Source organism: Bacillus paramycoides (assembly GCF_038971285.1).
In the GTDB taxonomy this organism is placed as follows: domain Bacteria; phylum Bacillota; class Bacilli; order Bacillales; family Bacillaceae_G; genus Bacillus_A.
In genome coordinates this window covers 3371006-3384512 of the sequence record NZ_CP152427.1, presented here as the reverse complement: position 1 = coordinate 3384512, position 13507 = coordinate 3371006, and the positions used below count along the sequence as shown (strand labels likewise).

Sequence of the window (13507 nt, the reverse complement as noted above, 5' to 3'; positions counted from 1 at the left end):
TATAATTGAAATGAGATGATTGTGTGCCTTTTATAAATCGTTTTACAACAACAGTACCTGGTGCCGTCACTTTTACGGGGAATACGTTAGGGCTTAGCCCTACATCGCCTGCGCCAGGCAATATTTTTGGTACACTTGCTGTGTTTACGACAGTAAATACAGCGCTGCAAGTACCAGGATTCCCAGCAGGGACAACAGATGAATGGCAATTGAATTCTTCAAGTGCAATTTTAAACCTTCCAGCGGGAAGCAGTGTGTTATATGCAGAATTAGTTTGGGCTGGTACTTTCCGGACTGATACGGAAGATGTTTTACCATTTTTAAATGATAACATTACATTTACAACGCCAGCAGGGACGTTTTCTGTTACGCCAGATCCTGCAACCGCGCAGCAAGGCTCAGTAGGAAATCAATTTTATTATGCTCGCTCTGCTAATGTAACGAATCTGGTTAGTGCAGGTGGGGCAGGAACTTATACAACGGGGGCTGTGCCAGCTGCAAGAACTTCATCTGATCCAACTATTAGTCGTTCGGCTGGATGGACGCTTGAGGTTGTGTATCAAAATGCAAGTTTGCCACTTCGGAATTTGTCAGTTTATGCAGGTCAAGAAATTATCGATGCTTCATCACCACCAGTTGATGCTATTATTTCAGGATTTGCTACCCCAGCGACAGGAGCTGTAACAGGGCGAGTGCTCGTAACTACTCAAGAAGGTGATTCTAACATTGTTGGAGACCAACTTCGCTTTGGACCGAATGCGAATGCTACAGTTGCATTATCTGGCCCGAGAAACCCCGCAAATAATTTCTTTCAATCACAAATTTGTAACGACATTGGAGAGTTAGATACAACTGGAACGTTTGGAGATTTGAATCAACCTTTAGGGATAGCTTTAGCCGTCCGAAGACAAGGGTGGGATATTACAAATGTAAATGCCTCTGCATCATTAGTAAATAATCAAACGTCAGCAACAGTTCGATTCGTTACTAATGGAGATGGATATGCTGCAGCTGGTTTTGGGGTTCAAATTGATGCAACGGGGCCAATTATTAATCCTGTTAAATCGGTCAATAGAACAGTTGCAGGAGTTGGAGATATTCTTACCTACACAATTACAGTTCCTAATACAGGTACGGGAAGTGCAGAAAATGTTATATTACAAGACAGTATTCCGAACGGAACGACGTTTGTTACAGGTAGTGTAACGGTAGGTGGAGTAACACAGCCGAATGCGAACCCTGCTAATGGAATTAATTTAGGCACAATCCCAAATAACACGCAAAGAGTTGTTACATTTCAAGTGCGAATAACATCGTTCCCGAATCCAAATCCTATTCCGAATCGCGCAATGGTGTCATATCAATTCCGTCCTTTCGTCGGTAGTCCACTAATTACAAGTATGTCTTCTTCAAACACAGTACAAACGACAGTGAATCAAGCAACTATAAGTATGCAAAAATCTGTAGATTTACAGACAGCAACCCTTAATGATGTATTAACATACACGGTTAATGTGACGAATAATGGGAATGTCACTGCAAATAATGTTGTTTTTGTTGATAGTATACCTGCTGGAACAACATTTGTTCCAAATAGTGTTACGGTAAATGGGATAGCACGTCCAGGAGCAAATCCAGCAAGTAGTATTAATCTAGGGAGTATTAATGCTTCGCAAACGACTGTAGTGCGCTTTCAAGTTCGAGTAACATCTAATCCGCTTGTCAATCCAATTCCGAATCGTGCGAGTGCAACATTTAACTTTACTCCAGTACCTGGTCAACAACCAGTTGCAGGGCAAGCGACAAGTAATACTGTAGTTACTACTATTAATATAGGTGATATAAGAACGAGAAAAACAGTAGATAGAGCTTTTGCAACAGTGAATGACGTTCTGACGTACACTGTTACAATTGAAAATACAGGAAATGTACTTGCGACGAATGTTATTTTTCAAGATCCAATCCCAATTGGAACGACTTTTATAGCGAATAGTGTAACTGTAGATGGGGTTTCACAACCTGGAGCAAATCCTTCGAATGGGTTTGCGGTAGCAAATATTTCTCCAGGTGGAAGTAGGACAGTGCGTTTTCAAGTCCGAGTGACATCTACGCCATCAGGAGGTACGATTGCGAATCGCGGAAATGTATCTGCTAATTTCGTCGTTATTCCGAATCAACCACCAGTGACGATTAATAGACAAACGAATACAGTTGTGACACAAGTTAATACAGGTGGTTTAAATGTAATAAAAGAAGTGAATACGACACAAGCGGCATTAGAGGACACTTTAACATATACGATTGCCGTCCAAAATACAGGAAACGTTCCGTTAACAAACGTGTTTTTCCAAGATGCTATTTCTCCCGCTGTCTCATTTGTTGCAAATTCTGTAACAATTAATGGAGTACCACAAAGTGGATTGAATCCGAATACAGGATTTTCTCTTCCTAATATTCCTGCGGCTCAAACAGTTGTAGTCACATTTGACGTATTAATTGTACAGGATCCAGAAAACGAAGATATTTTAAATCAAGCAAATGTAACAGCAAGTTTTCAAGTGAATCCGAGTGAACCCCCCGTAACAATCAATGTTCCGAGTAACATTGTGAATACAACAGTACAATCAGGGAACTTTGAAGTTGTGAAATCAGTGAATACCGATGTTGCAACGGTAGGGGATGTTTTAGTATATACAATTGAAATTATAAATGCAGGTAGTGTACCAGCTACAAATGTATTTTTCCAAGATTCAATTCCACAAGGGACATTATTTATCGAAAATAGTGTAGTTGTTAATGGAGTTTTACAAGAAGGGGCATATCCAGAACTTGGATTCTCATTAAATAATTTGCCTACTGGCGCGAGTACAATTGTTACGTTTGAAGTATTAATTGATGAAATCCCTCAAGGAAATAATGTTGTAAATAATGCGAATGTAACTGGAGATTTTCTTGTAAATCCAACAGAGCCACCAATTACTGTAACGGTGCCAAGTAATACTGTTATGACTGTTGTAAATTCTTCAGGGTTAAATGTAAGGAAGAGTGTAAGCGCTACTGAAGCAGGTGTAGGAGATACGTTAACGTATACAGTTCGTATTCAAAATAGTGGAACAGTAGCAGCGACAAATGTATCATTTCTTGATCCAATTCCATTTGGAACAACGTTTGTAGCAAATAGTGTAACAATAAACGGAACACCTCAACCAGGTTTAAACCCTCCAACTGGATTTCCACTTGCCAATATTCCAGTTGGAGGGGTGGTAACAGTTACTTTTCAAGTGACAATCACGAGTGTACCACCAAATAGAGTTCTTCCGAATAATGCAAATGTAACTGCGGATTTCCAAGTAAGTCCTCTCCAGCCACCAATTACAATTGTAACGATTAGTAATATTGTTGTGACGCGAGTGAATGTAGGATCACTTAATGTAATGAAGAGTGTAAATACAACGCAAGCAGGTGTAGGAGATACGTTAACGTATACGATTCTTATTCAAAATACAGGAACTGTTCCTGCAACGAATATTATTTTTCAAGATCCAATTCCGTCTGGTACTGCGTTTGTAGCAAATAGTGTGACGATAAACGGAGTCGTACAGCCAGGCGCGGATCCTATGGCAGGATTCCCAGTACCGAATATTCCGGTCGGGCAAACGGCTACGATTACGTTTCAAGTTACAGTGACGAGTGTTCCGAGCGGTGGAAATATAAGAAACCAATCGAACGTTACTGCAAGTTTTCTTATAAATCCAGCAAACCCTCCAATAACGACTGTAACAAATAGTAATTTTGTAGTGACACAAGTAAACACAGCACAGCTAAGTATACAAAAATCTTCATCTGTACAACAAGCAGCACTTGGAGAAACTTACACGTATTCTGTTGTCATTCGAAATAACGGCACAGTAACAGCAACGAATGTTTCTTTCATTGATCCAATTGCGCCAGAAACAACATTTGTAGCAAATAGTGTAACGATAAATGGAACGCCTCAACCTGGATTTGATCCAAATGTTGGTTTCCTACTTCCAAATATTGCAGCTGGAACATCATTGACAGTAACGTTCCAAGTTACGGTAGTTGCACCGTCTACACGTGGAGCAGTATTAAATACAGCATCTGCTACGGCCACTTTCTTATTAAATCCTTTACAACCACCTGTAACAACAACGAACTCAAGTAATACAACGGTAGTTACAATACCGTTACCTCCTCCTGGTGAAGTAACAGCAACAAAAACAGTTGACGTTGCAACTGGAGCGGTTGGGGATGTATTAACGTATACTGTGCTCATTTCAAACGTAGGAATTATACCAGTTACAGATGTGTTCTTCCAAGATGTCATACCAGAAGGAACGACATTTGAAGAAGGTAGTGTAACGATAGGTGGGGTGCAGCAACTCGGTTTAAATCCAGAAATAGGATTTACAGTTACGCCATTATTAATTGCTGGTGGAAGTATTGAGGTAACGTTCCGAGTGATGATTACAGAAATTCCAGATAATGAAGTCATATTAAATGATGCAGATGTTACATTTACTTCACAACCAAATCCGCAGGAACCACCAATTACGGAAACGATATTAACGAATTTAGTCGTTACGACAATTAATATAGCTTCGATTTTCCCATTAAAACTAGTAGATAAAAAAGTAGCGACTGTAGGAGAAGTATTAACGTATGATGTATTAATCTTTAATTTCGGTACAGTGGCAGCGACGAATGTTGAATTTATAGATACAACTTCCGCCGGCGTAGCATTTGTACCGGGAAGTGTGAGCATAAATGGGGTACCGGCACCAGGATTAGATCCTTTCATCGGTTTTACAGTTCCAGATATACCTGTAGATGATTTTGTACTTGTCACATATCAGGAAGTGGTTACGAGCATACCTGAAGGTGGAACAGTTGTTAACTTTGTAGACGTTACAGCTACATTTGCTGTAAGTGAAACAGAACCACCGATTACGGAGACGACAACAAGTAATACGACATTAACAGAAATTAATGAACCTGGTTTAAATGTTTTAAAATCAGTAAGTCAGCCGGTTGTTGCATTAGGTGATACAATCACATATACAACAGTAGTTCAAAATACAGGTACAGTGGTAGCGACGAATGTTCAATATAGTGATGTATTACCGTCCTCGATCACATTTATACCAGATAGTGTAACGATAGATGGCGTGCTACAAACTGGATTCAATCCTAATAATGGATTCACGCTTCCAGATATAAGCCCAGGTGAAAGTGTAGAAGTTACATTCCAAGTAACAGTTATCAGTGTTCCAGCAAACGGAACAATTGCCAATACGGCAAATGTAACTGGAAGCTTTGTATTAGTACCAGGAGAACCACCAGTTATAGTAACAGGGCCGAGCAATACAACACTTACAACTGTAAATAGAGGACAATTTAATGTTATAAAACAAGTAAATAGGGCTGCTACTCTCATTGGAGATGTATTAACGTATACGATTCAAATAACGAATACAGGAACAGTAACAGCTAATGATGTTCAGTTTATTGATACCATTTCAGCAGGAGCGTCATTTGTACCAAATAGTGTAACGATAAATGGAGCCCTGCAACCAAACTTAAATCCGATTACTGGCTTTGGAGTTGGAGATATACCAGTTGGTGAAACGGTTATCGTGACGTTTCAAGCGACAGTTACAAACATCCCGTCATCAGGAACAATTACTAACGTTGCAAATATAACAGGAAGCTTTACTTTAGTACCAGGAGAGTCACCGGTTGTCGTAACAGAGCCGAGTAATACGACGATAACAAGAATAAATAGAGGGCGTTTCAGCGTTATAAAATCTGTAAATAAAGAAGCAACACGTTTAGGAGATACTTTAACGTATAGTGTACAAGTTACAAATACGGGAACAGTAACAGCGACAAATGTTCAGTTTATTGATGTTCCATCACCTAGTTTAGAATTCGTTCCTGGAAGTGTACAAATAAATGGGATTCCGCAAGTAGGTTTAAATCCATTTATAGGCTTTTCATTACCAGATCTTGCAGTAGGGGATAGCGTATTAATTACATTTGCAGTAAATGTAATCGCAGTTCCGCCTTCTAGTAGCATTATGAATACAGCGAGAGTAACGGGTGATTTCGAATTGATTCCAGGAGAACCTCCGTTTACAATTACGAATTCAAGTAATACGACAGTCACACCAGTAAATAGAGGCAGTTTAGATATGCAGAAAGAAGTAGACAATTCAATCGTTGGAGTAGGAGAAACGGTAACGTATACGGTTCGTATATTAAATACTGGTACTGCTGATGCTATGAATATTCAATTTATCGATGTGCTATCTCCAGAAGCTGATTTTGTACCAAATAGTGTAACTGTAAATGGAGTAGCTCGTCCGGGAGTAAATCCTCAGGTTGGATTTACGATTGTAGACATTCCAGTCGGTGAGACGGCGATTGTAACATATGAAGCTACGATTACAAGTTTTCCAGATGGTGGTACAGTAGTAAACGTTGCTGGGGCGTTAGCAGAGTATATTTTAGTACCAGGGGAGCCTCCAGTTACAGTGATGGATACAAGCAATACAGTTATAGTGACGGTAAATACTGCAATCTTATTTGTTGCAAAAGGAGCAAACTTTGAAGTAGCAATGGTAGGGGATGTTGTCACTTACGGAATTGCCGTTATAAATGATAGTACAGTTCCTGTGACCAACATTGTGTTAACAGATATCATTGATCCAAATACGTTATTTATAAATGGCACGGTAACGGTAAACGATGTACCTCTTCCATTTGCTACTCCGAATACCGGTATTCCATTAGGTGATTTTCAGCCAAATGATGCGGCAATTATTAATTTCCAAGTTGTAATAATAGGAGGGCAAATAAATAATTTAGTTACAAATACTGCTATAGCAAATGGGCTCGCAATTGTAAATCCGAATGAGCTGCCAGTAGTAGTGGAAGGTGATAGCAATACAGTTGTTATCCCGTTTATTCCTCAAAATGTCTCAACGACAGTCGTAAAAACGGCAGATTTACAGGCAGCAACGATTGGAGATATTATTACGTTTACGACAGTTATTACAAATACGGGTGATACTGTCATACAAAATATTCGTTTTCAAGATATGTTAGATAGTAGTGTTCGATTTGTCCTTGGAAGTGTAACGGTTGATAATACACCAGTACCAAATGTAAGCCCGGTATCAGGGTTTCTTATAGGGAATTTAAATCCAGGTGAAGCACGAACAGTTTCGTTCCAAGTAGTAGTTCAGAGTGCCCCAAGTGGTTCGGGGAATTATATTAATCAAGCGAGTATTCGTTTCGAACATCAAGTAGGCACAGTGTTACCACCTGTTACACAAATAGTAGAAAGTAATATAGTTGTCATTCCATTTGTTCCAATGATAGAACAAATTTGCGAAACGAATCTTAATTGTTTAGGGAAAATTCCTTTTCAATGTTCTCCGTGTGATCACTTGCAAATAAAGAAAAAATAAATGCAGAAAGAGCATCCTGTAAGAGAAGGATGCTCTTTCTGCATTAATCATGTAGATTCTTTTTCGGGCGAGGTGAAAAATTCGTCGATTTTGTTGGAGAGTAGTAATGGAATGGCTCCTTTTATAACAGAAATGTCCCAGTCCCACCATGCAAGACTCTCTAGTTTGTCAATCGTTTCTTGTGGGAAACGATATCGAACAAATTTTGCAGGATTACCAGCTACAATTGCATACGGGGGTACGTCCTTTGTAATAACGCTCCTGGCGCCGATAATGGCCCCATTACCAATTGTAACACCAGATAAAATGCAGGATTGATAACCAATCCATACATCATTGCCGACTACGATATCACCTTTAGAAGAAGGGTGACCAGTAATATGTGCTCCTTCACTGAAGAGGGCATTAAATGGATAAGTTGTTATCCAATCGGCACGATGTTCACCACCAAGTAGGAAAACAACTTCTTCTCCTAATGAACAAAACTTACCTATTTTTAATTTCGTTTCATCATTCCAAGAAAAAATAGTTGGACCTACTTTACTATAAGTATAATCACCGATATCATACTTACTATATTCTGGTTTTTGATTTAAATATAACATGATTCTTCAGCCTCCTTTCTCAATTAAGCGATACGTATGGAATATTATATGCAAGATGTAGCAAGGTGAGCTGTGTTAATAGGTGAATTGAACAAAAAGGAGTGGGCTGTATGAGATACGAAATGGGTTTATATAATAAACCGTTTCAGTCAATTCAATCAGGAAAAAAAGTATATGAAGTACGCTTATATGATAAAAAACGTCAACTAATAAACAAAGGCGATGAAATTGTATTTACGAACCTTACGACAGAGGAAACGATGACCGTAAAAGTAACGGAAATAAAACGATACGAAAGCTTTAAAGAAATGTACGAACAAATTGATAAAAAATTATTGGATTGTGAAAATGATAGTTTAGAGGAAATGTTAGAAAGTACATACAAAATATATACAAAAGAACAAGAAGAAAAGTGGGGAACAGTTGCGATTCGTATTGAGGTAATAAAATGATAAGAAATCGCGGCGCGGCTATCATTGTGCAGGAAGGGAAAATCGCACTTATAAAACGTATCCGAGAAGGGGAAACATATTATGTTTTTCCAGGAGGAGGAATTGAAGAAGGAGAAACACCCGAAGAAGCAACGAAGCGAGAGGCTTATGAAGAGTTAGGGGTACATATAGAAGTGGAGCATCTAATTGCAAAGGTGGAGTATAAGGGGACGGAGTATTATTTTAATGCCCATATTGTAGGTGGAGTTTTCGGAAGTGGTAAAGCTGAAGAATTTGAAATAAAAGATAGAGGGATGTATATTCCGTTATGGTTGCCGATACACGAGTTGGAAAAAGTGAATATAAAACCGTATGAAGTGGTCGGAAGCATATATAATCATTATAAAAAGTAAGGTCTGACAACATACAAAAAAAACCATTGACATAGCCTTCTGATTTAAGTATTGTATTCGAGTATGTTTTATAATCAGGAGGTTTATATGAGCAATCAAACAACTACACATCATGTGAAAATGACAACAGCAGATCCATCTGGAATTGGTCTATTTGGATTAGCGATGGTAACACTTGTAGCATCATCTCAAAAGTTAGGCTTAACGGATGGCGTTTCTCTTGTATTACCTTGGGCAATCTTTTTAGGAGGATTTGCACAAATCTTTGCGTGCATTCACGATGCAAAGCATAACAATACGTTCGGTACAACAGCATTCGGTGCGTATGGCCTATTTTGGTTAGGTGTGGGAATGACTTGGTTAATTCAACTTGGAGTATTTGGCGAAAAATTAGCACAAGCTGCAGATTCAAAACAGCTTGGGGTAGCCTTTATCGGATATTTGATTTTCACAATCTTTATGACAATTGGTGCAATGGAAACACATAAAGTATTATTTATGATTTTCGTTCTTATTGATTTCTTATTTATTGGTCTTTCATTAAGTACTTTAGGTGTTATGCCGCATGCAATGCATAATTTAGCAGCATATTCTGAACTTCTTATTTCATTATTATCTTTCTATGGTTCAGCAGCAGCAGTGTTAAATACACACTTCGGAAAAGTTGTTTTACCAGTCGGAAAGCCGTTCGGTATTTTTAAAAAGTAATAAAAAAGCACAGATGATTGTATAGTCATCTGTGCTTTTTTTTGGGATAAAAAGAAATAATAAAAAATATAATTGAAATTGATTCTCATTATTAATATAATGAGAATGAGAATCATTTATCGTGAGAGGGGGATGCCGAAGTGGCGAAAATTTTAATAGCTTATGCAAGTATGTCAGGAAATACAGAGAGTATTGCTGATTTAATTAAAGTTAGTTTAGATGCTTTTGATCATGAAGTAGTATTGCAAGAAATGGAAGGCATGGATGCTGAAGAATTATTAGCTTATGATGGAATCATTTTAGGGTCTTATACGTGGGGCGATGGTGAACTACCATTTGAAGCGGAAGATTTTCATGATGACTTAGAAAATATAGATTTATCAGGGAAAAAAGTAGCGGTATTCGGATCAGGAGATACGGCGTATGAACTGTTTTGTGAAGCGGTAACGATATTTGAAGAGAAACTTGTAGAACGCGGTGCAGAGCTTGTACAAGATGGATTGAAAATCGAATTAGCTCCAGAAGATGAAGAGGATGTTGAAAAATGCAGTAATTTTGCAATTGCATTTGCTGAGAAGTTCTAAGAATGGGAGTGTCAACGTGGAGACAATGTTAAGTGCGACCGCTATTACAAAGTTAAGAGATGGAAAGCTGATGTTAGCTACTACATATAATGGCTTATTTATTGAACAAGACGGAGAATGGAAACAAATTTTAAATGGTTTTCAAAAACGAATTAGGGATTTACATAGCGAAGGTAATGTAGTGTATGGTGTAGGTGACGAAGGAATTTTTATTCGTAGTATGAATGGTGGAGAGAACTGGACAGTTCAGCGTTTTCCAACAAAAGCAACGAGTTGGAATGTGTGTAGTAATGAAAAAGGAACTGTCATTGCTCATGGAGATAAAACGTTGTATCATTCTAATGATTTTGGTTCGACATGGGAAACCATTCATCCATTTCTTGAGTATGGTGGCGGGGCACCATCTATTCGATCGTTATTTTTATATAAACATTACCTATTTATCGGCACGAAAATACATGCTAAATATGGTGGCGTTTGGCTTTTTAATTTGGAGACACGTAAATTAAAGAGGATTAAAATCGTGATGAATCAGATGATTTCAGCGTTGACTTTACACAATTCTTATTTAGTAGCAGCAAGTGGATCGTGCAAGGGAATTAGCGGGAATATTTCTTTTTGTAAAATAGATGAAAGTATTGAGTGTGAAAAAACATATTGGCACACATGTCAAAGCGAGCAAAAAGCAAGTAGCTATTTAGACTTAAGTGTAGATCAACATGTGCTATATACAACGTCAACGCAAAATAAGGCGGGGGTTAGTAATGTCTGTCGTGTACTCCTAGAAGAAGGAATTGTTACAGTATGTGACTCAGTTAAAGGGCATGGCTGGCGCATCGTGAACGAAAAAGAAGGCTATGTTGTAGCTGGATCAGGTGAATCAAAAGCAATGCAATGGAAGAAAAAAGTTGTATAGCAAAAAAAACTTTGCTTTTATTATATTGATATGATATATTATATTTAAACCATTTTACTTTTAATAATATAGAGATTTAAATGAGCTGTAACTTCCGAGGAGGATAGCAATGTTAAATCTCCTCAGAGTTGCAGTTTTTTTAATGTCTGACTTATTTTTGTAAAGTGGTTGAAAATGAATATGTACATATAGGTACATTGTAGGAGGATTTTTTACATGCAAAACGGTAAAGTAAAATGGTTTAACTCAGAAAAAGGTTTCGGATTCATCGAAGTTGAAGGCGGAGAAGACGTATTCGTACATTTCTCAGCTATCCAAGGCGAAGGCTTCAAAACTTTAGAAGAAGGTCAAGAAGTTACTTTCGAAGTAGAACAAGGTAACCGTGGACCTCAAGCTACTAACGTTAACAAGAAGTAATTATGGAAAAAAGAAGGGCTTGCCCTTCTTTTTTTTTTGTATTTTTATTGAATAACCTCCTATGTACATAGCATAATGAGATTGAATTTTCGTTTTTAGATGAAGTATTATATGCATAAAGTGTATGAATAAATAAATACTGAAAATAAAGTGAAACTTTAATCAGTGGGGGGGCTTCATCCCCCACTGATTATTAGCCCTCACCAATCGGACTTTAATGGGCAGCCCGACCCCCACCTAAATTCTTTGCTTTCGCTGAATTTTGAGGTGGGGGTCTTACTGCCCATTAAAGCGGGATAAAGTATGTGTGTGAAAAGGAATGTAGAAAGAGGTAAATAAATTGGAAAACGCTACACATTTTATTGTGTTTGATATAGAGAGAAATTTCAGGCCGTATAAATCAGACGATCCGTCAGAGATAGTTGATATCGGGGCTGTAAAAATAGAAGCGAGTACAATGAAGGTAATTGGAGAATTTTCGGAGTTAGTAAAACCAGGTGCACGACTTACTCGCCATACGACAAAATTAACAGGAATTACAAAGAAAGATTTAATGGGTATAGAGAAATTTCCACAAATTATAGAGAAATTTATTCAGTTTATCGGAGAAGATTCTATATTTGTTTCATGGGGAAGAGAAGATTATCGCTTTCTATCTCATGATTGTACATTACACGGTGTAGAATGCCCATCTATGGAAAAAGAGAGCAAATTTGATTTGCAGAAATTTGTTTTCCAAGCGTATGAAGAATTATTTGAGCATACACCAAGTTTACAATTTGCAGTAGAACAGCTCGGTTTAACATGGGAAGGAAAGCAACACAGAGCTTTGGCAGACGCTGAGAATACAGCAAACATATTTCTGAAAGTATATAGCGAGAGAGATATTCATAAACGATACAAAAGACATGGTGAACTTGAACTAGTAGAGAACGGAAAACTAACAGAAAAAGCGAAAAAAAAGATGCGAAAATGGGTATTTAAAGAAATGAAAAAAAATACTGAGCGTCCTTTCGTTTGGAGTACATTTGAAAGTAGTGATACGTGGGAAAGTATTACGGAAAGATATTATATAAGTGAACCTACAGTAGAACTTCTGAAAAAGCATTTTCGTACGGCGGTTAGAAAAGCAGAAAGGCAGATTAGGTATTTGGCTGAGATGGAGAAAGTAGTAGAAAAAAGTTAATGACATAGTCTATTTTATTCATATGTACAACTAAACTTCAGGATTAAGTTGCTGAAGTTTAGTTGGAAAATTCACGGCTTGTCCCGTATTAGTAATGGAGTATTTTATTGTTTTTAGTATGAATATACATGGAAAAGAGTGTAGTTTAATGGAAGCAATCTTTAACATTTTAACCGTTTTAGCTTTTGGGATAATATTTACCGCACTATTAGCGTTTATTACACTTCCTTTCATAGCAAAGAAGAAGAATTGGAAAAGGCTTAATATATCTTTAAATCGTGGTGTATGAAAGATTAAAATAGAAGAGTAAGCTAAGAGTCTTATATATGGGAGGTGTAATAGTGATAGACTTGGATATTAAAGATGTCAACGTACAGATGGAATTAAACGGAGTCTTTTGGAATGAGGATGGGACTGCTGAAATGATGGTGACTACAAAAGCGGAGCATTCTTTTATTCTTCGTCTAGTAGTTGATTTAGAAAGTAAAACTATTAGAGCAACGAGTGTCGAAATAGTGAATGGATTCTGTCCTTTGTGCAAACAGAAAAAGGACGAATGTAGTAAACTGAATGACTTACAAAACAAAATGGATATTTTAGAAGAAGCTTACGATTGGGTGAGAGAGCATCCAGAATATCGTTTTCAATTATCTTTTTACGAGTACAATAAATTTGAGATAGTGAAGTGACATTTTCACTTGAACAACATACATAGTGACTAAAAGGGCTCGGTCAACTAGAAATATTGAAG

General features: G+C 37.6%; 11 protein-coding genes. 10 read left to right on the top strand and 1 reads right to left on the bottom strand.

The annotated features are described in order from the left end of the window. Positions 1-23: 23 nt before the first annotated feature. Positions 24-7496 (top strand): DUF7507 domain-containing protein, encoded by a 7473-nt coding sequence (locus AAG068_RS17405; protein ID WP_342715189.1) that lies wholly within the window; start codon positions 24-26, stop codon positions 7494-7496. 47 nt (positions 7497-7543) lie between these two features. On the opposite strand, the gene AAG068_RS17400 is transcribed toward AAG068_RS17405, so the two are convergent. Continuing rightward, entirely contained in the window at positions 7544-8101 is a 558-nt protein-coding gene (locus tag AAG068_RS17400; RefSeq protein ID WP_342715188.1) for a CatB-related O-acetyltransferase, read from the bottom strand. Between the two features lie 110 nt (positions 8102-8211). Here AAG068_RS17400 and AAG068_RS17395 point away from each other — a divergent pair, with 110 nt between their 5' ends. From AAG068_RS17395 to AAG068_RS17355, 9 genes are all read left to right on the top strand, one after another. After that, on the top strand, positions 8212-8553 hold the full coding sequence (locus AAG068_RS17395) for an ASCH domain-containing protein (protein WP_342715187.1): 342 nt from the start codon (positions 8212-8214) through the stop codon (positions 8551-8553). Continuing rightward, positions 8550-8945 (top strand): NUDIX hydrolase, encoded by a 396-nt coding sequence (locus AAG068_RS17390; RefSeq protein WP_342715186.1) that lies wholly within the window; start codon positions 8550-8552, stop codon positions 8943-8945. Before AAG068_RS17395 ends, AAG068_RS17390 begins: the two co-directional genes overlap by 4 nt. 87 nt (positions 8946-9032) lie before the next feature. Then, positions 9033-9653 (top strand): acetate uptake transporter, encoded by a 621-nt coding sequence (locus AAG068_RS17385; RefSeq protein WP_000070938.1) that lies wholly within the window; start codon positions 9033-9035, stop codon positions 9651-9653. A 140-nt stretch (positions 9654-9793) separates the two neighbouring features. Continuing rightward, positions 9794-10237, top strand: coding sequence for a flavodoxin (locus tag AAG068_RS17380; protein ID WP_098669852.1), 444 nt, complete (start codon positions 9794-9796; stop codon positions 10235-10237). 16 nt (positions 10238-10253) lie between these two features. After that, positions 10254-11153: a WD40/YVTN/BNR-like repeat-containing protein gene (locus AAG068_RS17375; protein ID WP_342715185.1), complete on the top strand. Its 900-nt coding sequence runs from the start codon at positions 10254-10256 to the stop codon at positions 11151-11153. Positions 11154-11369: 216 nt separating this feature from the next. Then, the gene (gene cspB, locus AAG068_RS17370; protein ID WP_001179150.1) at positions 11370-11570 is read left to right on the top strand and encodes a cold shock-like protein CspB; all 201 of its coding nucleotides are present in this window, start codon (positions 11370-11372) and stop codon (positions 11568-11570) included. 340 nt (positions 11571-11910) lie between these two features. Beyond that, a complete protein-coding gene (locus tag AAG068_RS17365; protein WP_342715166.1) occupies positions 11911-12756 on the top strand; it encodes an exonuclease in 846 nt (281 codons plus the stop codon). Between the two features lie 118 nt (positions 12757-12874). Then, positions 12875-13045: a hypothetical protein gene (locus AAG068_RS17360; protein WP_342719827.1), complete on the top strand. Its 171-nt coding sequence runs from the start codon at positions 12875-12877 to the stop codon at positions 13043-13045. 52 nt (positions 13046-13097) lie between these two features. After that, the gene (locus AAG068_RS17355; protein ID WP_342715165.1) at positions 13098-13445 is read left to right on the top strand and encodes a hypothetical protein; all 348 of its coding nucleotides are present in this window, start codon (positions 13098-13100) and stop codon (positions 13443-13445) included. Positions 13446-13507 lie beyond the last annotated feature (62 nt).